Origin of the sequence: Tolypothrix campylonemoides VB511288_2 (genome assembly GCF_045999855.1) — a bacterium.
GTDB lineage: Bacteria > Cyanobacteriota > Cyanobacteriia > Cyanobacteriales > Nostocaceae > Scytonema > Scytonema bouteillei_A.
In genome coordinates this window covers 1-22453 of the sequence record NZ_JBFPMW010000003.1, presented here as the reverse complement: position 1 = coordinate 22453, position 22453 = coordinate 1, and the positions used below count along the sequence as shown (strand labels likewise).

The 22453-nt window shown below is 40.8% G+C and carries 20 protein-coding genes, 1 tRNA gene and 1 pseudogene; 14 read left to right on the top strand and 8 right to left on the bottom strand.

Annotated elements, in window-relative coordinates; genetic code table 11:
* Positions 1 to 172: 172 nt before the first annotated feature.
* Positions 173 to 2629, top strand: coding sequence for a dynamin-like GTPase family protein (locus tag AB0756_RS09045; RefSeq protein ID WP_038075627.1), 2457 nt, complete (start codon positions 173 to 175; stop codon positions 2627 to 2629).
* A 305-nt stretch (positions 2630 to 2934) separates the two neighbouring features.
* The gene (locus AB0756_RS09040; protein ID WP_038075624.1) at positions 2935 to 3456 is read left to right on the top strand and encodes a KGK domain-containing protein; all 522 of its coding nucleotides are present in this window, start codon (positions 2935 to 2937) and stop codon (positions 3454 to 3456) included.
* A gap of 110 nt (positions 3457 to 3566) precedes the next feature.
* Here AB0756_RS09040 and AB0756_RS09035 read toward each other — a convergent pair whose 3' ends face one another.
* Positions 3567 to 6278, bottom strand: a complete 2712-nt coding sequence (locus AB0756_RS09035) for a DUF3536 domain-containing protein (RefSeq protein WP_038075447.1) — start codon at positions 6276 to 6278, stop codon at positions 3567 to 3569.
* Between the two features lie 540 nt (positions 6279 to 6818).
* Between AB0756_RS09035 and cax the strand changes: the two genes are divergently transcribed.
* The 7 genes from cax to AB0756_RS09000 all read left to right on the top strand — a co-directional run bounded on the left by cax (position 6819) and on the right by AB0756_RS09000 (position 11321).
* Positions 6819 to 7895 carry a calcium/proton exchanger gene (cax, locus tag AB0756_RS09030; RefSeq protein ID WP_038075444.1) on the top strand — a complete coding sequence of 359 codons (1077 nt, stop codon included), beginning with the start codon at positions 6819 to 6821 and terminating at the stop codon, positions 7893 to 7895.
* A 233-nt stretch (positions 7896 to 8128) separates the two neighbouring features.
* A complete protein-coding gene (locus AB0756_RS09025; protein ID WP_038075440.1) occupies positions 8129 to 8452 on the top strand; it encodes a peptidoglycan-binding domain-containing protein in 324 nt (107 codons plus the stop codon).
* 130 nt (positions 8453 to 8582) lie between these two features.
* Positions 8583 to 8831 (top strand): peptidoglycan-binding domain-containing protein, encoded by a 249-nt coding sequence (locus AB0756_RS09020; RefSeq protein ID WP_038075437.1) that lies wholly within the window; start codon positions 8583 to 8585, stop codon positions 8829 to 8831.
* 255 nt (positions 8832 to 9086) lie between these two features.
* Entirely contained in the window at positions 9087 to 9419 is a 333-nt protein-coding gene (locus tag AB0756_RS09015; RefSeq protein ID WP_038075435.1) for a peptidoglycan-binding domain-containing protein, read from the top strand.
* A gap of 151 nt (positions 9420 to 9570) precedes the next feature.
* Complete coding sequence (locus AB0756_RS09010) at positions 9571 to 9825, top strand: peptidoglycan-binding domain-containing protein (RefSeq protein ID WP_050045581.1); 255 nt, start codon at positions 9571 to 9573, stop codon at positions 9823 to 9825.
* 363 nt (positions 9826 to 10188) lie between these two features.
* Positions 10189 to 10410, top strand: a complete 222-nt coding sequence (locus AB0756_RS09005; protein ID WP_033335405.1) for a peptidoglycan-binding domain-containing protein — start codon at positions 10189 to 10191, stop codon at positions 10408 to 10410.
* 323 nt (positions 10411 to 10733) lie between these two features.
* The gene (locus AB0756_RS09000; RefSeq protein WP_038075432.1) at positions 10734 to 11321 is read left to right on the top strand and encodes a peptidoglycan-binding domain-containing protein; all 588 of its coding nucleotides are present in this window, start codon (positions 10734 to 10736) and stop codon (positions 11319 to 11321) included.
* A gap of 63 nt (positions 11322 to 11384) precedes the next feature.
* On the opposite strand, the gene AB0756_RS08995 is transcribed toward AB0756_RS09000, so the two are convergent.
* Together AB0756_RS08995 and AB0756_RS08990 are read right to left on the bottom strand one after the other, a co-directional pair.
* On the bottom strand, positions 11385 to 13805 hold the full coding sequence (locus tag AB0756_RS08995; RefSeq protein WP_038075430.1) for a sucrose synthase: 2421 nt from the start codon (positions 13803 to 13805) through the stop codon (positions 11385 to 11387).
* 947 nt (positions 13806 to 14752) lie between these two features.
* Positions 14753 to 14825 (bottom strand) — tRNA-His (locus AB0756_RS08990).
* Positions 14826 to 14937: 112 nt separating this feature from the next.
* On the opposite strand from AB0756_RS08990, the gene AB0756_RS08985 reads away from it, so the two are divergent.
* The 4 genes from AB0756_RS08985 (at position 14938) to cobA (ending at position 17940) form a co-directional block, all read left to right on the top strand.
* A complete protein-coding gene (locus AB0756_RS08985) occupies positions 14938 to 15318 on the top strand; it encodes a DUF4359 domain-containing protein (RefSeq protein WP_038075427.1) in 381 nt (126 codons plus the stop codon).
* Between the two features lie 195 nt (positions 15319 to 15513).
* Positions 15514 to 16194 (top strand): manganese catalase family protein, encoded by a 681-nt coding sequence (locus AB0756_RS08980; protein WP_038075621.1) that lies wholly within the window; start codon positions 15514 to 15516, stop codon positions 16192 to 16194.
* A gap of 208 nt (positions 16195 to 16402) precedes the next feature.
* Complete coding sequence (locus AB0756_RS08975; protein WP_038075425.1) at positions 16403 to 17158, top strand: sirohydrochlorin chelatase; 756 nt, start codon at positions 16403 to 16405, stop codon at positions 17156 to 17158.
* Entirely contained in the window at positions 17155 to 17940 is a 786-nt protein-coding gene (gene cobA, locus AB0756_RS08970) for a uroporphyrinogen-III C-methyltransferase (RefSeq protein ID WP_038075423.1), read from the top strand. The genes AB0756_RS08975 and cobA overlap by 4 nt, the downstream gene beginning before the upstream one ends.
* Before the next feature lie 38 nt (positions 17941 to 17978).
* Here cobA and AB0756_RS08965 read toward each other — a convergent pair whose 3' ends face one another.
* The 5 genes from AB0756_RS08965 to AB0756_RS08945 all read right to left on the bottom strand — a co-directional run bounded on the left by AB0756_RS08965 (position 17979) and on the right by AB0756_RS08945 (position 21801).
* Positions 17979 to 18455, bottom strand: coding sequence for an Hpt domain-containing protein (locus tag AB0756_RS08965; protein ID WP_038075421.1), 477 nt, complete (start codon positions 18453 to 18455; stop codon positions 17979 to 17981).
* A gap of 516 nt (positions 18456 to 18971) precedes the next feature.
* Complete coding sequence (gene ylqF, locus AB0756_RS08960; RefSeq protein WP_038075418.1) at positions 18972 to 19862, bottom strand: ribosome biogenesis GTPase YlqF; 891 nt, start codon at positions 19860 to 19862, stop codon at positions 18972 to 18974.
* 175 nt (positions 19863 to 20037) lie between these two features.
* On the bottom strand, positions 20038 to 20304 hold the full coding sequence (locus AB0756_RS08955; RefSeq protein WP_050045579.1) for a hypothetical protein: 267 nt from the start codon (positions 20302 to 20304) through the stop codon (positions 20038 to 20040).
* Between the two features lie 172 nt (positions 20305 to 20476).
* The gene (locus AB0756_RS08950) at positions 20477 to 20776 is read right to left on the bottom strand and encodes an ArsR/SmtB family transcription factor (RefSeq protein WP_038075415.1); all 300 of its coding nucleotides are present in this window, start codon (positions 20774 to 20776) and stop codon (positions 20477 to 20479) included.
* A 110-nt stretch (positions 20777 to 20886) separates the two neighbouring features.
* Positions 20887 to 21801: a DUF1338 domain-containing protein gene (locus AB0756_RS08945; protein WP_038075412.1), complete on the bottom strand. Its 915-nt coding sequence runs from the start codon at positions 21799 to 21801 to the stop codon at positions 20887 to 20889.
* A 92-nt stretch (positions 21802 to 21893) separates the two neighbouring features.
* Here AB0756_RS08945 and AB0756_RS08940 point away from each other — a divergent pair.
* Positions 21894 to 22082, top strand: a pseudogene (locus tag AB0756_RS08940) (hypothetical protein); the annotation flags it as partial.
* Positions 22083 to 22453: the final 371 nt, after the last annotated feature.

Genomic DNA, 22453 nt, shown 5'->3' with positions numbered 1-22453 from the left:
AATCTTAAATATTCCAAGCATCGTCAGAAGTACTGTGTCATTGTGCAATTTATATCAAAATTATGGTAACGATTTTGAAAAATAACCTAGTGTATTTGCTGAGGCTATCAAGCACTTGATTACCATAAAATGTACTGAAGATAATATTTTTATACTTTCAGGATTCCTATTTATGCAAGGGTTACCGCTCCAGTGCAAAAATTTGCAGGAGCAAGTTGAGTGTATTTTACAACTTATACAGCAAGAGCCATTTTTACGTTCTTATAATGTAACATCGATACAAACTTCCCTAAATAAAGCAATTTCACCCAGGTTTGAAATTGTGTTTGCAGGAGCATTTAGTGCTGGTAAGTCCATGTTAATTAATGCCCTTCTGGAACGGGAACTGCTTTATAGCGCGGAGGGACACGCCACTGGAACTGAATGCAAAATTGAGTATGCGCCCAGCGATAAAGAACGAGTTGTTTTAACTTTTTTAAGTGAAGCGGAGATTAGAGAGCAAGCTGTTTTCTTATGCCAGCAACTGAAGTTCGCAACAGTCACAAATATCAATCAAGCAGAAGTTATTCAATTGCTTTGTCAAGGATGCAATACCATCATTCAACAAGAAGGTGGTGAGAGCAAGTCAGAACGGGCAAAGCAAGCAAAGGCTTTGATGTTACTCCTAGAAGGTTATGTGGCAAACCGCCAACACATACAAACGGTGAATAATGCCACTTATTCTATGGAACAATTTAATTTTAAAAATCTTAAAGAAGCAGCTGGGTATGCCCGTCGTGGTAGTAACAGTGCCGTGTTAAAACGCATTGAGTACTACTGCGATCATCCCCTCTTGCAAGATGGAAATATCATCATCGATACTCCTGGTATTGATGCACCAGTTGAGAAAGATTCGCATTTTACATATGCTAGAATTCGATCTTCTGATACTTCAGCGGTAATTTGTGTGTTAAAACCTGCATCGGCTGGTGATATGACCAAGGAAGAAACAGAACTGTTGGAAACAATACGCGAAAATCCTGGCATTCGCGATCGCGTTTTCTACGTGTTTAATCGTATTGATGAAACTTGGTATAATGCTCAACTGCGTCAACGTCTAGATGATTTAATGAGCGAGCAATTCCAGGATACCAACAGAGTTTTTAAAACCAGTGGATTGCTGGGATTTTATGGCAGTCAAATTCAACAAACAAGCGAACGGGACAGGTTTGGATTGGATTCTGTCTTCACTGAAAGTTCTAGAGGATTGAATGGTAGGGAAGAAACGCCACAATTTGTGAATGAATTCCTGCGCTATTGCGCTAACTCTGGGAAACTTTCGTCCAGTCAGTTTCGGATTTCTGTTAATAGCTTTGAAACTCCCAATGAAAACTACATACGAATTGTTAAAGAACAAGGGTTGCCACTGATTCAGCAGCTGATTCAAGACAGTGGTATACGAGAGTTTAGAAATGCGATCGCTTGGTATTTAACTGAAGAAAAACGCCCTCAATTGTTTAAAAATCTGGCAAATGATTTGGAGGATGCGTGTATTCAACTTAAAAAACACTATCAGTCCATCCAAAGAGAGTTAGATAGCCAACCCCAAGAAATTGAGGCAATGAAGGCACAGGAGTTACAGCGGTTGAACCAGCAACTGCAAGAGGTTGGCAATGGCTTTCGCGCTTCAATCATCGAGGAAGTGAATCAAGTTATTACAAATGATAGTAATGCTTTCGAGACTGATTTTCGACAATTGCAATCTCGAATGATTCGCCGCTTGGATGAATTGCTAGATACTTTCTCTGTTGCAGATGCTTATCGGCACGCTACTCGCAATCATTCGCGAAATGCAACAGCACCTTTGATTGCTATTTTAGTAGAAGCACTATATTATCTAGCAAATCAGTTGGAAGATGTTTTGGTTGAGTCTTCTCAAGAAATTGTTGCCTCTTTTTTCCAAAGATTAAATGAGAAAACTCGCAAGTCAGAATCTTATCGTCAACTATATCGGCTGTTAGGAAATGATGGAGGAATTGAGCAGCAGTTGCAAGTTTTGGAAAGAGAGGTGACTCATGCTTTGGTAAGTGTGGCTAGAGTAGAATGCGATCGCTTTGTGCGGGAGAGCCCTAGATTTTATGATGAAGGCACTTTTTCTATATACCAGTTCCGTCAAACTTTGTTACAAACATCTCAAGCCTATGATTGTGAAAGTATAGTAGAAGCAGAACCAGCAATCAGACAGTTATTAAAGTTAGACTTTGAACCAAAAGTTTCTCAAACTATTCGCAAAACTTTCCGCCAAACTTTCAACCAAATTTTTAAAACTCACTTACTGCCCATGGCTGACAAGCAAGTTGAGGAAATTCTGCAGCAATATCCTAAGGCGCGTAATTATTTGGAGCAATCCCTAGAACGAGAAGCTGAGGAAAAAATTCTCTCAAACAAACATTTATTAGATGTTATTGGGCAAAAGATAGCAACCTATAATTCAGCTGTTACTTCCATCAATGAATGCCTGGAGGCGGTGGAATTATATGATTGTCTCTTACCTACTATTGAACAAATAGAATCAGAAAAAGTTGATATGAAGTTTTATAAAAATGGTTTATTGGAGTCAAATGGTGCAGTGAAATTAACAAAATTGTAAGCGTTAATACATCTAATACGCAGAAATATAATGTAAATTATACTATCTGTGTCCTTTGATTTATTCTCTTTCTTTGGCTTAAAAATAAAGTTCAAAGCCTGGAAAAATTTCTAATCCAAAAGGAAACATAAAGCTAGCTAAATGGAATGATAATAATGTCTTATTATCTCTAGTCTGGCTTTTTGGGATGTTTTAAGCTAATTGATGATTAATTGTCATCTTTACGTTTCAGTCATTTTATAATTTTCAAGCTTTAACAGCGATCGAGAATGTTACCAATTAAAAAGCAGGAGGGTCATCTGAGTATGCTAAACAACAAATTTAAACAATTGGAAGGAACAGAAGATATTATTTTTTTAGAAAATCAAATATTCAATCCCGTTCAGATTATCGATCGCATAATTGAAAATTTTGAACCGAAAGGTAACGATCTAAATTTGTCTTGCAAAAATTCCTTTCTAAAAAAATTCTTTAAGCAGAAAAATATGCAAGGCATTTTTAATCGAGTAGAGTGGAAGTTTGCACTCAGGCAAGGAATTAAATGCGAACTTTTCACTCCAGAAAATAATCGCAAGCAGAAAGGCAAGTTAGAGATCAAAGTCGTCATAGATTTTTCTCCTATGAAGAAACAGGAGTCTTGCGTGCTTGATGATGACGATGAATATAAGATTCTATCTATTGAAGATAAGAAAAGCTCGGAAAATTTAGAAATAAAAGTTTCAATAGATTTTCGCCCGGAGGAATCTGAGGTTGAAGAATCTTTTACAAACAATCAACCCCACCCATTGATTAATAATGTCTATTGGATAGTGAATGATTATAAGTAATCAGAATAAAGGAGGCGATCGAGGGACCGGGGCGACGAGAGAACAAAGAAAAATAAATCCTCGCGACCAATGACCAATTTCTACGACTGGTCATTGGTCGCCGAGCGCTGTTAACTGTCAGTCAACCAATGGTTAACATCAACCGCCAACTTTTGCCCCAATTTTAGCAATTGACGGCTATAAGTTGCATTTTCTTGATTTACCGTTTTTGTAACTATCTCCGGTAGGATTTGATTGTGCAAACGACTGAAGTATAGTTCCTGGGATCGGTCAAGACAGATACCAAGGTTAAGCTGATACCCCGCATCTATCAATCGTTCCAAGCGTTGGATATCTGCATCTGAGGTCCCACTAGGATCGTATAGTAGCTGCCAGAGAGAATGGAGTATTATCTGCTCTAACATCTGCCTGCCTTCAGGAATATTTAACCGACAATGCAGGTGTTTGGCTTCTGTGGCAACTGCTTCTAACTCTAAAATGTGGTTCCAAGTGGATTTTGGTTCGGATATCTCTTGCTCTAATGCACGTAATGTCATCATACACCGATACCCCAAAGATATCTCTGCTGCTACCTGCAACTCTTGTGGTGCGGGAACTCCATCGCGATGGAATGCCATTAAGACACCGTAATTATCCCTGTATGTTTGTGTGTACAGTTGATCTAAACGTGTCAGGGTTTCCTGACTGAGTAAGTGCATCAGTCGGTGGCGTTCTTCAGCAAATAAATTCTGTAAATTGAATGCTTCTTCACCAAACAATTGCATCATCGCCAGGATTGTGTGTGCTGCACTAGCTTGTTGCAGTGCGCCAAACAGTTTGTCCTTTAACTGGCTGTAACTCCGACGTCCTTGGAAAGGTTGAATGCAACAATGGAAATCCCACCCTCCAAGGTGAAGAACTGCAAACACTAGATGTTCGCTTTCCCAGGTGATTTCTGAAACTAGGTTCAAATTCCCCACTGCCAAAGTTAGCGATCCCATTCTTTGGAGTTGGTAATCGAGTTCGTTGACCGTGTAGCAATAAGCTCTTTTTTGAAAAGCGCTAGCTGCTGAAGCTTGATTGTTGTTGGAAGGAAGCCTGTCGCTTAAAGCCGATCGCTGTCCGTTGAACAATGAGGTAATGGCATGATGGGCTGCAACTTGTTTAAAGCTAATTTGGGCTGTTAGCACAAGTTGGCGGTAAACTTCCGCACCATGTTTGAAGAATTCAACATTACTTGTTGCTACAGCAAGACGTTTGATGAAACCTTTTTCTAACTGTACGCCTGCTACATCTCCTGCAAGTTCCAGCGCACGAGCAGCATACCGAAGAATCTGCGTTCCTTCTGGGCGCGAGATTTCTTCAAAGAACCACCCACAACTGGTGTACATGAGCAAAGCGTGACGCTGCATTTCTAACAAGCGCAAGGCATCTACTTGTTCGGCTGCTGTAAGTTTGTGGTTTTGGTGGCGGGCTAGAAAACGAGTGACATTTTCAGGAGTGCGATCGCGAATCACTTCTATATATCGATCCCGTGCAGACCAGGGATCGCGGAACAATAGCTTGCCATGTTCTTCGTACACGTGGATGAGGCGATCGCGCAACCAATCTAAAGCATCTCTTAATGGACGACGCCATTTTTGATGCCACGTTCCTCCACCACCGCAACCGCAATCATCTTGCCATCTATCTACACCGTGAGCGCAACTCCATGCCGTGACAGGCTTGAGTTCCACCTCCCAAGTCGGAGAATTCAGGCTGAGGTAGTGAGCAAAGTTGGTGACAGTCCAACCCCTGTGGGCAAATTCTTGTGTAAATGCGTAGGCTAGTGTTTTCTCCGTACCGCCTTTATGGTGTCCGAAGGTTTCTCCATCTGTGGCGACAGAAATTAACTGTGCGGGACGGTGATCCCCGCGTACTGCGGAACCAATTCGTCCTGCCAAATGGCTGGAATTATAGAGAACATCACTAAATCCCATATCTCGCGAGATCGGTCCGTCATAAAAGAAGATATCTATGTATGGGAGAGATTGGGGATCGGTGCTTGAGGATTGGGAATTGAGAGTTTTCTGTACCGAGTCCCCAACTCCGCCTTTCTCCTTCAAAAAACACCGATATGGACGTGTGGGATCGATTTGACTACCGCCTACTTCATGCCATTCTGGATTGGAATTGTCTTTTGTTGGCATGAAACGGCAGCGTTGTGCTTGCGATGGGGCAAGGACAATGAAGCGAATCCCTTCGTCAATTAAAGCTTTTAAGGTTGCGTAGTCTACAGCGGTTTCTGCCAACCACATTCCTTCGGGATCGCGACCGAAGCGGGATCGGAAGTCTTCTTTGCCCCAGCGAATTTGGGTGTATTTATCGCGTTCGTTCGCTAGGGGCATAATGATGTGGTTGTATACTTGCGCGATCGCATTACCATGCCCGTTCAACCTTTCGCAGCTCTTGCGATCTGCTTCCAAGATGCGTTGGTAAACTTCCAGATCGTGGCGTTCCAACCACGACATCAGCGTTGGCCCAATATTAAAGCTCAAATACTCATAGTTGTTAACGATCCCCACCAACTCGCCTCGATCGTTTACCACTCTGGCGAAAGCATTGGGACGATAGCATTCAGCATGAATGCGCTCGTTCCAATCATGAAAAGGCGTTGCACCAGGTTGACGCTCAATTGCATCCAAATAAGGGTTTTCCCGTGGTGGTTGGTAAAAATGTCCATGAACTGTTACATAAATACCCGTAGCTTGTCTCAGGGGATCGAGCATTTGGGTGCTTTTGATAGTTTCATGGGACATCAAATTTGTACCAGTACTAGCTGGTAATTCAGCTGCTGAGGTCATGGAGTTATGATTCCAAACACGATAGATAAACTTGCAATTGTGCCTGAGAGCAAAATTTTTATGAAACTTTCTTGCATTGGCTTTGCAATAACAGTGGGGAAAATAGAGCAACTATGATATGTGAATAAATTCCGCTCTTTGCGGTCTAAATATTGGAGTCACTTGCACGCTTAAAACAGCCTTTCAATTAAGTAACCATTGACAAAAGCGGGGTTAGCAGGTTTCATCTTTGGTGGTGCTAAAAACTTAATTGTCTTTTAATATATTACCCTGCATCTTTGTTGTAAAATTCTTCACTTCATCGAAACTTTTGCAACGAAAGATTGCGAAGACGTTTTATATCGCAATCTTATTTTACAAATAAAACTCCAGAAAGGAAACAGTACAATTTCGGAACCGTTCTACTGGAGGGTTGGGAGTATCCTAAATAAGAAGTTGAGGACAGTAGAGACGTGCTATGGCATATATATACAGAAGTGTGATTCTTCACTTTTAACCCTTAACTCCGTTTCTGTTAACTCTTTCAGCTCGAAAATACCCATGTCAGGTAAAAACATCATCTTTTTAGTTTTGTCTTTGTTTATTCCGGTTTCCCTTGCAGCACATTACTTGGAGTGGGGAGATCTCATTGTTTTTGGAACCGCCTGCTTGGCAATTTTACCTTTAGCTGCATGGATGGGAGCAGCTACAGAAGAAATTGCTGTCGTAGTCGGTCCTACCCTAGGAGGATTGTTAAATGCCACTTTTGGTAATGCAACAGAACTGATTATTGCCCTGGTTGCTTTAAAAGCCGGATTGGTCGATGTTGTCAAAGCTAGTATAACGGGCTCGATTATTGGGAATTTACTGCTAGTAATGGGTCTTGCAATGTTTTTAGGCGGACTGCGCCATAAAGAACAGAAATTTCAGTCAGTCGTAGCACGGGTTAATGCATCTTCTATGAATTTGGCAGTCATCGCCATTTTGCTGCCAACAGCAATGAGATTTGGTGCTCAGACAGTTAGCCAACAAACATTGCAACATCTTTCCCTAGCTGTTGCCTTAGTCTTAATAGTTGTCTATGCTTTAACGCTCTTCTTTTCTATGAAAACCCACGCTTACCTCTACGAGGTGGGTGTTGCAGAAACAGTAGAAGAAGAGCATTACAGCAAACCGAACATTTGGTTGTGGGCAGGTGTGTTGCTAGTTTGTACTATTCTAGTCGCATTAGAATCAGAAATGCTAGTCGCATCACTGGAAGTGGCAACAAGTCAATTAGGTTTAACTGCATTATTTACAGGGGTCATTCTTGTACCTATTGTTGGTAATGCTGCGGAACACGCGACAGCCGTCACAGTCGCAATGAAAGACAAGATGGATCTTTCTCTTTCGGTAGCAGTGGGATCGAGCATGCAGATCGCCCTATTTGTGGCTCCTGTCTTAGTTTTAGCAGGTTGGGTACTCGGTCAACCAATGGATTTAAATTTTAATCCCTTTGAACTGGTGGCTGTAGCAGTATCAGTTTTGATTGCAAACAGCATTAGTTCTGATGGAAAGTCAAATTGGCTTGAAGGGGTATTGTTATTGGCTGCTTATACAGTATTGGGATTCGCTTTCTACTACCTTCCGGTTGCGTAGACATAAAGAGAACGTTAAAAAAGCCACCACTTCGGTATTCTTTTCGCTACAACTGTATCTGGTTGGTAGTGCCTAACAAGACCTAACACTTTAGAGCAAAACAACAGGGGTAACTTTGCTTCTGTTTGGGGGAAGATTACCCTGCATGGGTAATGTCAGGGTGGGACTTGCGGCACTACCTTAGATTGATAGAAGAGTAATCTTACACCTTAAATCATTCACGGAGGGTGAATATGACACAAGCTGCCGATTTCAATACAGTGCTTGAGGCTGCTGCTCGCTCCATAAGCTTGCCACTCGTGGTACAAGGTGACAATGGTGATGCTGTGAAATTTCTCCAACAACTTCTAAATGCTTATAGAAGCAAGATTGGGGATGGTAGCACTGCACCACTTCAAGAAGATGGAGATTTTGGTCGTAACACGTTTGCGGCTGTTGTCAGATTTCAACAAGAATACAGAGCAGTTATTGGCGATTCCACTTTTTCTGTTGATGGAAAAGTTGGTCCTTTGACTTGGCGTGCTTTAGGTGATTTTGCTTATCGTCGGTGTCGCTAGTGAGCGAACGGCGATCGCCATTTGGTAAGCAGTTAATCAACAGCTCTGTCACTGGCGATTGTCAACTCACCCGGTACTGGTTCATTCATTTGACCGAACATCATTGAAACAAATACAGGAAGGTTAAATCATGGCTCAAAAGAGTTTGCCGACACTGCAAAATGGCTCTAATGGTGAAGCTGTAAGATTTCTACAACAACTTTTAATCGTTTTTGGCAAGCTAGGTAACAGTGACTTCGATGCCATCTTTGGCAGTAAAACAGAAAGCGCTGTTAAAGAGTTTCAACGCGAACAAAATTTAACAGTGGATGGTAAAGTCGGTCCCCAAACGTGGGGTGCATTGGGTAATCAAACCAAGAATACCTGTGCCCAGTTCTAGTTGGGGATTGGGGGGAGTTAGAGATTCAGGAGTGGAAGTTAGAAGTTACCAGAAGCGGAATGTTCGCGTGCTACGGACTGCTTGTTGTTAAAGCGCAGCAGTCTTGTGCTCCCACTTACTCCTGTACGAACACAATTGATTGCCAAAATCAGATTATACAACGCGATACGGCGGTCTTTCGCCCCCATTCACTTATGTCAGGGCGTAATGTTTTGCGCCCTGACTAATTATTAACACTAACTATAGAGGTGAACCATGACACAAGCTACAGATTTTAATGCCCCAGTTGGAGCTAGTGCTGCTTCTATCGGTCTACCACCAGTGGTACAAGGCGACACTGGCGACGCCGTGAAGTATTTACAACAACTGTTAAATGCTTACAGAAGCAAGATCGGGAATGGAAACGTTACACCAGTCCTGAAAGTAGACGGAAATTTTGGTAGCAACACTTTCTCTGCTGTTGTGCAATTCCAAAAAGAGTACACAGCAGTTAATACTAATAATATAAAATTAGTTGCTGATGGAAAAGTAGGCCCTGCTACTTGGCGGGCTTTGGGCGATTTTGGTTTCCTTAAGTGTCGCCCCTAATTGAGTTAATAACTAAGAAGCATGAAGAATAAAGTCAACACCAATTGATAAATTAAGAGTTTTGTATCCATAACTACCAATGTAGTTTTCATACTTTATCCTTCATTCTTTGCCCTTTTTTTGTCATTTAAAATATTTAGGAAAGTAAATCATGGCTGAGCAAAAATTGCCCCAATTAAAAAAGGACACTACTGGTGACGCTGTAAGATTGCTGCAACAACAATTGATTACTTTTGGATATCTCAGCAGTGGTGGTTTTGACTCAAAATTTGGTTCAGTGACAGAAGAAGCTGTCAAACAATTCCAACGAGACCAGAACTTAAAAGATGATGGGATTGTTGGTTCCAATACTTGGTTAGCATTGGCAAATTGGGCAAATCATTTTTGTCAACAAGTGGCTCCATAATACAGCATTTTTCATCTAAATAAACCACCCCGTTTGTCAGGGCGCAAAGCATTGCGCTCCTACGGGTGTGGTCATTTTACGTAAGAATGCCTGTCAAATTTAAAGTGCAGAACCTCACCGGATTGCTAACTCCATTCTAGAAAATCACCTGTAGTGCTAAATTCACCACCACTCGTTAACCATTAACATTTTTTCCAGTTGTGCCAGTTTTTTGAAAGATAGTTAAAATGAAAAAATGAAATTGATTTATAACTCAATTATTATGTAAGAATTTACAAACGCAGCACAGCCTCAAGGAAAACCACTAGGAAACTTGAGTAAGAACTTGAAGAACAATTTGAGGAACAATCCAAAGCACAATTTATGTCAGCACGAGCATCAGGTTTACCAACTCTAAGATTTGGCTCCTCCGGTCACTCTGTTAGAGTTTTACAACGGCTTTTAGTTTCTAACGGGTACTTTGTAAGAATTGATGGCAATTTCGGTGCTCTCACAGAATCTGCTGTGATGGCTTTTCAAAGCGGTCGGGGTCTAAACCCTGATGGTGTGGTTGGTTCTAGAACTTGGGCTGAATTAACAGGTTAATTAACGCTTCCATGCCAATTAGAAATTAGATTCGGTTTGATGAAACGCGATCGCACAAATCCTATCATCTTAAAAAAAAGAGTGCAACCAGAAATGTAGCTCAATTCAAAATCTAGAGTAGTATGGCTTTGGGTAAGCAGTCAAAGAAAGCATGACTCCTTACCCGTATTCCATATTTATACTTATAACGAAGAGCAAAGACCAGTTTACGGAATCTTTGGAAAAAATTATTACATTTTTTATTTTGTAATTACTGTTTATTCCGGAACAACACCTGTAGTAGTTGTCAAATAAAGCATGGGCCTAGCGTAAAATGTGACACAATGACTGATATTGCCCTGCTGATGACGGGCGTATTGCAAACAGGACAATTTTCTTTACTGAGTTTAGCGAATCAGCTATTTCTTCAGTTAGAGAGCAGCGTGGAAGAGTCAAATCAAGACCAGCTATCTCCGATAGTTTCACTTGCTCAAATTACACCACCTGAATTTATGCAATATGATGAGACAATACAAGTCTCCCCATTAGAACAAACTACAGAAAATGAAAATATAGTGAATCCATCTCAAACAGCTTCTTTTGTGGAGTTGTTAGTAGCGTCAGAAAATACCCCTAAGGTCAATTCTCGTCGTTACAGGCGAAGATTCACTACTAAACGAAGTGGTTACCAAGTGGTAACTGCTATATCTTACGATTATACTAATCAAGCCCTGCCAACTTTAACTTTTGGCAATGAAGGTATTGCTGTTAGAGCTTTACAACGGTTGTTATCGTACAATGGCTACGCTGTTCAAGTTGATGGAGTTTTCGGTGCGCTAACAGAAGCGGCTGTTAAATCTTTTCAAAACCAGCGCAGCATAGCAGTGGATGGCATTGTTGGACAAACAACTTGGTTAGAATTAACACAATGAATTATGAATTATGAATTATGATTATGATAAATTTGATAATTCATAATTCATAATTCATAATTTCTACCGATACTTATGTTGCTCTAAGAGTTGTTGTGCTCTTGGTTTATAAATTAAATAAAATAAAGCTTCTATATAACGCAACAAATCTTCTCGATTTTCTTTGGAAATGAAGTTCCAAAAGCCATATATTCTAGCCAAAGATAGCAATTTGGATGTATGAATTTTCCAGGTATAGGTACTGTAAACTCTTTCAATTCCTTTTTGGGAAATTTGCTCCCAATAATGGGGATTTTGTTCGCAACTCTTGATAAATTCCAAAATTTTCTCACCTGTTTCTTCTAAATTGGTTGGGTTGATGTAAAAACCATTAACTTTGTCTTGAATAATCTCTAATGGACCGCCAAACTGTGTGGCAAAAGTAGGTAATCCTGAAATCATTGATTCTAAAATTGTCAAACCAAAAGCTTCAAACAAAGCGGGTTGTACAAATATTCCCTTACGATCGCCAATGACTCGATACACTTCCCCAGAATCACTTTTTGTCAAACGCACTCCCAACCAACGAACTTTACCTTGAAGATTGTACTCTTCGATGATCCGATAAAGTTTGACGATCTCATCGCGTTCTTCATTATCGCCTGATTCTTCAACTCGCAATTTTCCTGCAATTAATATGAGATTGCAATGTTCTTGCAGCTCTTTGTTTTGACCGAAGCATTGAGCTAAACCGGTCAAGTTCTTAATCCGGTCAAGACGAGCCATTGAGAACAAGGGGCGCTTGTTGGGGTCATCTAAAGTCCCAAAAATTTCCGTTGGATCTTCCAGAGTAAATAGCATTTCTTCTAATCTGGCGCGATCGCTTTCAATTCGGTCTTCGGTACGCGTGTAAGGGAAATAGCAAATTTCGTTAACTCCTGGCGGTACAACGTTAAACTTGGGGCTAAACAGTTCAATCCCATTCACAACGTGGTACAGTTCTGGCATCGTAAAGCACTTAAGAGATTCGTACTGTCCCACACTATCTGGAGTCCCTACAATCTCTTGATAAGTACTGCTAATAATAAAATTGGCAGCATTCATTGCCAACAGATCCGCAGTAAATTGCAATGAAAAATGATACTTATCTTCTAAGTCTTGCCAGTAGAGGTTGCTGAACAAGTACTTAGATTTTTCTAATGCATGGGCAATATTACATTGAGTCACACCCAAACGTCGGGACAGTAAAAATGCGATTAAATTACCATCAGTATAATTACCGACAATTAGATCGGGTCTGCCTTGAAATTCTGCCCGCAGTTCTTTTTCTGCATCAATAGCAAATGTTTCCAGATAAGGCCAAAACTCAAACCGTGAAATCCAATTCTGAGTCATATTGGGATTGAATTCCCGCAAAGGAACTCGCAATATCCAAGCATTTTCTGTGTCGTAGACTTTTTCTAGCCGTTGGTTGCATAAAGTTCCATCACTATTGGAAATCAGGCGGGTAAGAATAATAACTTTGGGTTTAACGTTTAATCCGCCCAACCCAGCCAACATAGCATCTTCTTGCAGTTGCTTCTCTAAATTCTTCGCTTGATCTAGAACGTAAACCACTTGACCGCCAGTGTCGGGACGTCCCAAAACTCCCTCTTGTCCAAACCAACCATGGGCGGATACGAGGACAATTCTAAAAATCATTGGGATGCGAGAAATGAAGGCTTCTAAAGTTAGAGGGTCGGGAGAATCCATGAGTTCATCCAAAATACCCAACGTTTCCCGAACTCGCATGGCGGTGTTTCCCCAACCCGGTTCAAAGCCCATCATCTGTAAGTCAAACCGGAATTCTTCATATGATTGTTCGCTGGGGCGATCGCTTACAAAAGCTAATGCTTTCTTGACTTGGTCTGAAAGTTGCTGCTGTGACTTGATGCGTTCGTTAATCAGCAGTTGCACGCCATTGTACTGGTGGAGGCGCAAAAAATTCAACAAAGATTCCAGACCCTGTTTGGCATCCGCAAATAACTTTCCAGATAAATAGCGGTTGAGGAACTGCACCCCTTTGCCAATATTTTTTGGGTCGCGGATGATGGGTGAGTAATCGTAAAACGGACCAAAATCCAACTCCAGCAAGTCGCCTTCATTGGGGTTGTATTTGTTAACCAAGCGATCGCGCAGATCCAACAGTTCCTGTACTGTCATTGGCTCAATATTTAAATTGGCTGTCAGTCGATAAACTTCTTGACTGGCTATCTTAGGACGGATGATAAAACAGAGACTGGATTCCTCTTGAATAATTTCTTGAGTGTAATAGATTAACTTACCCAAGTGCGAGGCTTTGTAAAACTGTTCTGACTTTTCGTACTTCGAGCAGTATTCACCGTACAAATTGAGGATGTCATTTCGCAGCAGATATTTTTTTTCCTGCTTGCGTAACTCGCTTATCAAAGAACGCAAATCATTTTTCTCTTCACTATCCAAGATGGCTTGAAGTAATTCTGACATGGCAATTCTTATTTATATTTGACATTGAGCTTTCCTTCCAGTTGGAACTAATAGCTAACAGCTACGACATAATTGCAAATTTTTTCAGAAATTAACAATTAGTAATATTCATTTAGCATCAGCCCTCAACTAGTTTACATTTTTACGGTTATCTTATTAACAAGTATTTTGTATTCTAACTAAAGACATAGTCTGTTCTTATTTTTTAATAAAAACCAGCAAGTATCAAGTTAATAAAATGTTGCTAAACTTCATGATAAGGATCGGGAGATCTTCGCCAGATCGAACAGAATGCAGAATTCTTCAAGGATACAGCCGAAGTATAAGGAGCTATACCTTCACCCAGTACAACATTTTGTTTTCCTCTCGTTCCCAGGCTCCATTTGGGAATAAACTCTGTAAGACTCAACCTCGCATGGTAGATTGTTAACGGAATTGGATGGAGCTAAGCGCATGAAATACTTTAAATACTGTTGAAGTTGCATAAGACCTATGGCAATACCAAAAGTCTGAGATGAAACTTTTCAAATCTTCTTCTAAAAGTCATGAAACAAAAATTCATTGAATTAAGTTATTGCGAAAATAAACTTAGATAAACTAAAATAAAGTATCTTATTAAACCAAGATAAATTCCTATTTAGTTATCTATAATTACGATTGTAGTTTTGAATAAGGTTTAAACTCAGTATGAGCCAACCTTCACACCCTACTGTTCAAGATCGCAGTGTAGGCAACATGATGATAATTTCTCTTCTTGCCTTATGTGGTTTAACTTTTATCTTTCTGCTAGGAATTTTTTAGGAGGGCTTTAAAATTACCAATCTGTTTCACTTACTTTTAAATTGCATTCGAGAACCACAGGCGATGGATACTAAGTATCGGTCTGACCAGACAGAGCGCTTATCCATTGCCTTTTATGTTTAATTGACTTAATGAGTTTTTCTCAGGGCGAACGATGGGACTTGAACCCACGAGTGGAGGAACCACAATCCTCTGCCTTAACCACTTGGCTACGCTCGCCATTACATTCCTGAGTATAGCATAACTATCTTAAACGATCTAGTCCTTTTTTTAAAGGAACGTGTTCCGCTAATCTAAAGTCTAATCGCTAAAGCTACTAGCAATTAGGAAAATGAGAGTCTTATCCATTATTGTATGCGTGGGAGTCCTGGGGCTAGCGACTATAGGGTTAGCAATGGCAAGGACAAACCCCAAGCAGGATCGGTATGAAGAATATGCTGTGGAACAGTTATCGGAATACGTGAAAGGCAATGTTTGCAAGAAAACTCCGAATATTTTCGAGAATATTATTAAGTTTAATTGCAATGAACTGGTAGAAGCAGCTAATCCACAAATACGGGATATTATTGCGGCAAGAACAGAAAGGCAAGATTTCTTAATTTTTAGCATTTACCGCACTGACTTAACGCTCAACAACTGGATACCTTCGTATAAATTTGAAACAGTGGGAGCGTTTGATAAATTTTATACTTATAGTATGGAGAAGCAGTAATTTTTAGCGATCGGTAACCAAAGAGAGAACGATCTTCAAACACAACTCTTACTCCAGAAACAGGTGAAACTTGATGAGTATCCTTAGGATTTCTATTAGGTGCAAATAAATTCTTGCTTGAGGCGAAAAACACGTGAGAGAAGTGTCGCCTTAAGCCAAGGCAATAAAGCAGTAGAAAAATTAAGGAGCGTCATTGTGTTTTTACATAAAAAAGAGACAATTAAACCTGTTAACGTTAGCGAGCCAAACCCACGTTTTGCCCAACTGCTTCTAGAGCAGTTTGGTGGTGCTACTGGTGAATTAACAGCTGCTTTGCAATATTGGACGCAATCTTTTCACTGCGAGAATGCTGGGATTCGCGATATGTTACAAGACATTGCCATTGAAGAATTTAGCCATTTGGAAATGGTTGGCAGATTGATCGAAGCTCATACGAAAAATGTCGATCAAACAGAAGCTTATAAAAGCACGCTGTTTGCTGTTAGGGGTGTAGGACCTCATTTGTTAGACAGTCAAGGACAAGCGTGGACAGCAGCATACGTGAATGAAGGTGGTGATGTTGTACGCGATTTACGAGCTAACATCGCAGCAGAAGCGGGTGCGCGTCAAACTTATGAAGAGTTGATTAAATTAGCTCCGGAAGAAGGTACAAAACAGGCGCTAGTTCACCTTCTTACGCGGGAAATTTCTCATACCCAAATGTTTATGAAGGCGCTAGAGTCTTTGGGTAAGTTAACAGACCCATTTTTTGGTAATATCCAACCAGATAGCACTGTGGATATTTACTACAATTTGTCTAGTAACGGCAAAGACGAACGCGGTCCTTGGAATTCAGAACCAACTTTCCGTTATATTGCCGATCCCCAAGTCAAATAATATATTATTGGTTAGTGGTTAGTAGATAGTAGTTATTTGAGGAACTACGACTCCCTTCCGCAAAATGCTTGCCTGTGAACGTAGCGCAGGCAATGCCTTCGAGCATTAGAATGGTGGGTAGCGACCACCCAACTACAAAAGTAATTTTAGAGCCTAAAGGGCGTAACTACTAACCACTAATCACTCACTAGTTTCTACTTTCTAACCAATGCCATCAGCATATCTGCTAGTGTCTCACGGAAGTCACGATCCACGTCCGGAAATTGCTATGCAGCGCCTAGCGGGTCTGTTACATCACAAGCTCGAAAAATATTTGCCCAGCATCGTTAGTAACGATGTTGCAGTCATACCAGATAAATCTTTGGTAGGTACGGCTTATCTAGAACTTAATCCTGAACCCCTACACGAACAAATAAAAACATTTAGCAAAAATGCCCTTGCTTTGGGATGTTGTAGTTTAAAAATTCTACCGTTGTTTCTTCTCCCTGGAGTTCACGTAATGGAGGATATTCCGGTGGAAGTTGCTTTGGCACAACAGTCTTTAGATCGGGGAATTAAAATATATTTACAACCATATTTAGGCAGTCATCCGGGTTTGAAGTTTTTATTGGTTAAGCAATTGGTTTCCATGGAGGTAGAGGGGAAAATTCTTTTAGCGCACGGTAGCCGTCGTCTCGGTTCTGTGTTACCAGTAGAAGCAATGGCAACGTCTTTAAGTGCAGTGACTGCTTATTGGGCACATCCGCCAAGTTTGGAATCGCGGGTACAGGAGTTAGTGACTGCTGGCTGTCGTCGCATTGCAATTTTGCCATATTTCCTATTCGCAGGTGGCATAACTGATGCGATCGCAGGAGCGCAAGAGAAGCTAAAATTACTGTTTCCAGAGGTTAGTTTTCAATTGGCCGACCCTTTGGGAACAAGTGCGGAATTAGCTGATTTGATTTGGGATTTGGTAGAACAATGAACCGCGAAGACACAAAGGGTGCGAAACAAGAGGGGAAGAGAAGTTTGGGAAAAGTTTATTTGGTAGGTGGAGGACCGGGAGATCCTGGGTTAATGACTTTGAAGGGAAAGGGTTTGCTGGAATGTGCGGATGTAGTCGTTTACGATGCTTTAATTAGTCCGGCAATTTTGGCGATGATTAATCCTCAAGCGGAGAAAATTGATGCTGGTAAGCGGCGGGGACGTCATTCTTTATTACAGGAAGAAACGACACAGTTGTTGATTGAGAAGGCGCAGGAGCATGCGATTGTTGTGCGGTTAAAAGGTGGAGATCCTTTTATCTTTGGTCGCGGTGGCGAGGAGATGGAGGAATTGCTTCAGGCTGGTGTATCAGTGGAGGTTGTCCCCGGTATTACATCTGGTATTGCGGCTCCTGCTTATGCTGGCATTCCTTTAACGCATCGCCTGTACAGTTCTTCAGTAACTTTTGTGACCGGGCATGAGTCTGCTGGTAAGTATCGTCCCGCAATTAATTGGAATGCGATCGCTCGCGGCTCGGAAACGATTGTCATCTACATGGGCATTCACAATCTGCCTTACATTGTGGAACAGTTGAGAGAGGGCGGCTTAAGTTTGGAAACACCTATTGCTTTAATACGTTGGGGAACAAGACCGGATCGAGAAGAGCTAATCGGTGCCTTGGGGACAATTGTGGAGCGAGTGGAAGCAACTCAGTTTGCAGCACCTGCTATTGTTGTGATCGGTCCGGTAGTGAATTTGTACGCAACTCTCGGTCATCAATGAACTGCGATCGGTAACCGGGATTAAGGTGTCACTGGTTACTATTCATTGTTTACAACCGCTGCTAAAATATCAGTGTAAGTTGAGTTCTTTTGATTGTTTGAATGTTCTTGAATTTCTTGAAAAACTGGATAGCAAAAAGTTGTGAACCACTGTTCGTCCACAGCACGATTTTCTGAATATAATTTGACAATTTGACAGAGCCAATCAACTCCAGATAGTAATAAATTCAGGAGATCGGGGTCGGTTTCTAAGGAGCTGTTGTGATTTTTTAAAAAAATTAAATAGTCTTCCAAACAATGAGCTAAATGACTGAGTACTTGAAATCCCATGAGACTAGCACCACCTTTTATGGAATGAACTGCTCTCAGTCCTGCATTAATTCTTGGTAAGGTGAGTTGACGATGGATCTGAATTTCAAATAATACAATTTCCAAAGTACTAATATCATTGGTAGCTTTTTCTATAAATTGCATTTGAAGCTGTAGTTGTTGGTCTCGTAACATAATAAATGTCATGCATTACGAGTCATTGTTGTTACAAACTTTATTGCAACGACAATAACTTCTTGAGTGGGCTTTATGGGTGTCGAAAATTTTTGGTAAAAATTAGACTTGAAATAACACCTTCAATGTGAGGGGATGCGAGTTTAGTATAACGACTAATTGAAAAAGTATTGTACTTTTTCAATAGCATGATATATTTTGAAGCTAGATAACAATTTAAAACTGCTCGCTATGAGCATTATCCAATAATAATTCTCAAACGTGGAGTGATGGGACTCCTCCTTTCCCGATAATTCTATTATCTACCGGTATTGGATGACAATGCCCACCTGCACAACAGATTTTATCGGCTCTACGACCGCGTCCACCTTTTCAGGTATCGCGCTCCAAACGTTTCTTCTCTCTCTCCTTTCATCGAATTCCTTGAAATACCCCGTCTATCGAACTCATCTTAAAGAGGTATCCCAGAGTACTAATTGTGGGATAGTTAACTTCCCGAAATCTTTGAGAACAGAAAGGAAGCAGTTTTTATGGTTCGTAATCTGGTGGTAACTCCAAAACAATTTCACCAAGTAACCCTTTGCGAAAGTCTGTTAATAATTGTCTTGCAGTTCGTTCTACATCACCTTTATATCGGTGTTCTGCCAAAGCTTGTAAATAAGCTTCTCCGGTAAAAGGCGCTGGGTCAAGTGTGTAACGGGCGTATAAGGGTTGTTTTGGTAATAGATGAGGTGCTGTAGCTTCTAAATCTTTCAGTAAATCTACTAATGCAGCTGATACTAATTGAGTATCGTAAGAAGCATCGCCAATATCATCACAAATAGCTAATTTTACTCCATTCCCTTGATTTTCCAATCTACTGGGAATCACACCAGGTGAATCTAACAATTCTATTTGATCGGAAATTCTTACCCATCGCAATTGACGAGTTACACCGGGACGTGCAGCACTTTCTACAACTCGCCGCCCTAACAAACGGTTAATTAACGCTGATTTGCCTACATTGGGAAAACCAATGACTACAGCACGCACCGGACGGGGTAACATTCCACGATTTTTCCGACGTTCATTAATGACCACGCCAGCAGCTTGCGCTGCTTTTGACACTGCAGCAACTCCTTGACCTTGTTGGGCGTTAGTAAAGTAAGGAACTTCTCCCTGTTGTTTGAACCATTCTATCCATGTTTGCCGTGCTTGAGGCAAGAGCATATCCACTCGGTTCAGTACTAACACCCGTGGTTTGCTTCCTATCCACTCATTGATTTGGGGATGGTGCGTTGCTAGGGGAATACGGGCGTCACGTACTTCCAGAACCACATCTACAAGCTTGAGATGTTCTTTTAATGCTTTTTCCGCCTTAGCAATATGACCTGGATACCATTGGATCAGGTTTAACTTGTAGTTTTGAGTTAGTGCCATTTTGATTAAACCTGTTGGGAGCGATAGAAATCTTCAGTTATTCCCCGTAATGTGGGACGTCCTTGTCTGTCTGACCTATTAAGTTTAAGGAGTTAAGTGGGCTATATCCCCAACTTCTTACAGAAGTCGGGGATCGTGAAAACTTTCAAAACCAATACGGTCAAGTACTACTGAATTATAGCTGAGTTGGTTGTGTAGGAGTTTTTTCAGTAGTCGTAACGACTCTGCCTAAAATCTTTTGCGGGGTATATAACTGGTGCAATCCCAACAAAAGCAATAAAACCCCTATTTGTACAATTGATGGAACTAAAAGAAATCCCATCAGCAATAATATGGCTCCAGCAAACACAACTGCAATGCGATAAACCTCTTCAGTTATCTTGAGTCCAAGCCAAACACTACTTATACCGATAATGAGTAAGACCAAATAGCTAAATAGCATAATTATTTCCTCAAATATACTGTAAGTTAATAGCTGTACCAAACCTAGATAGCTTCGCAATCACTTAAAAGCAATTATCAATATGGAAATATCGAACTAATTCGATGTAATCAGATAGGATAGCTCTCAGACAATGGGATAAATACTACTTAATCGCAAAAGTTGTAAAAATTTACAGTTCCTTCGCTACAAGAGATACAAATTTAGAAAATGCTTCTTCATTGCGTCGGTAGTAAGTACATTGTCCCTGACGGGTAGCGACTACTAGCCCTGCAGCCTCTAACACAGATAGATAGTGAGATACAGTGGACTGAGCCAAGCCAGTTTTCTTTTGAATACAACTAACGCATATTCCTACACTATAAGGATCTACGTCTTGATTTGGGAAATACTTCTCTGGCTCTTTTAACCAATGCAGGATTTGGAGCCGAGTTTCATTTGAAAGTGCTTTGAATATATCTATAGTATCCATACCTGTGATTATTATATCGAGATTTAGCGATATGTCAAATTGTATTTTTAGCTAAGTGGTTGGTGGAACAGCAATTAACGCCTGTATGGGCGCAACGCCTTTCACTCCTACTAACTACCCACTATCTTTGTCATTTGAAACAACTGCTGGGCGTTCTTTCCTAAAAACGCATCAAAAAGTTCTTGCTTACCTGGTTCCACTTCTATCAGATACCGCTCGGCAAGTTCGTAATAAGCGTAAGTCCACGGAATTTGAATTTCTGTATCTGTTGAATCATCAAGAACCGATACAATTTCAGTCACCGCTTGAGTTGCTGTTTGTCGCAATCCACAGGTAACATCACCTTCAATTTCCTCCTTCATGGGTACACCTAAGTTAACTAAAGCACGGACAGTGGTTTCAATATCTGGATAGGCTAAAGTGTTTTGGCGGTTAACATATCCTGTAAAATGGTTAACTGCATAACCATGTAGCAATACCCAAGCACCATATTGTGTCACTTTGTTAACTTGTTCTACCACAAATCGCTTTGGAGGTTGCCAAGGAGTAGAAAAGACTCTTGAAAGTTCTTTAGCAAGACGCTCCGTACTATCGCTAAATGTATTAAAAATGGCAGAAGAACTTAGTAAATTAACACCAGCCACGGTTTTACGAATGAGTTGCACGATATTGTCTGGTAACTCATCTACAATTAATTCACTAATAAACAGTTTGGGTAAATCAAATTCTTCTTGTTGGGGATGGCGATAGTGACGGGCATAAAGGTGGGTTTCAGGAAAAGAATATTCTCCTGCCGCTTCATAACCTAAAATTTGGACGAGTTGCTCTAAATAATCAATTCCTAACTTCACTCTACGCTGCGGACTATCTACACTCATACGTAAAGACCTAAAAGCAATGTGGTCGTTAGCAACAGTTCCACCCGCTTTCTCAATCATCTGCGTGTAGGTTCGGGCGTAAGTCACCCTGCTACTATAGTCTTTCCAAAGTAAGTCCCAAAGATGACGGGCAATTTCGGGTTTCATAGAATTTAGGATTATATCTTCAACTCATGATAACCTCATGCAAAGGCAGAAGTTTGAGGGCAGAAGTTTGATTTACCATCGTTGTCAAATTTTTTGCACCCGTCAGATTGGTGTTTGCATGGAGCCGAACGGACGATGTACCGTTATTATTAGGGCGCATGAATTTTTTCTTGGAATTTGATGTCTGCTTTTATCGTTCCCAAACGACATTTGAATTGCGTCCAAAATCGCATACACTCTACCAGAAGTATGGTACGAGCAAACCCGATCGCGCTATTTAGAGCCGTGTTTGAGCGAGATCCGGCAGTCTAGCCGTTAAGCACAAAGGCTTCTTGCCCTCAATATATATGCCCCCGTGCTACCGCTCGCGCCTTTATATCTGTGGCTGACGCCAAAGCCCAACTTGTGAATCATAACTCAAGCTAATATTTCAAATCACTTCTAATAAAGAAACGGGTATTGTAAAGTTGTGTAAACATATGTAAATTAAAGACACAGGCGCACAAAAAGCCTGATTCATTCATAAAAAACAACCGCAATTATAAAACCATGACAGCAACCTTACAGCGTCGCGAAAGCGCAAGTGTATGGGAGCAATTCTGTAACTGGATCACCTCCACCGAAAACCGCCTTTATGTCGGCTGGTTCGGCG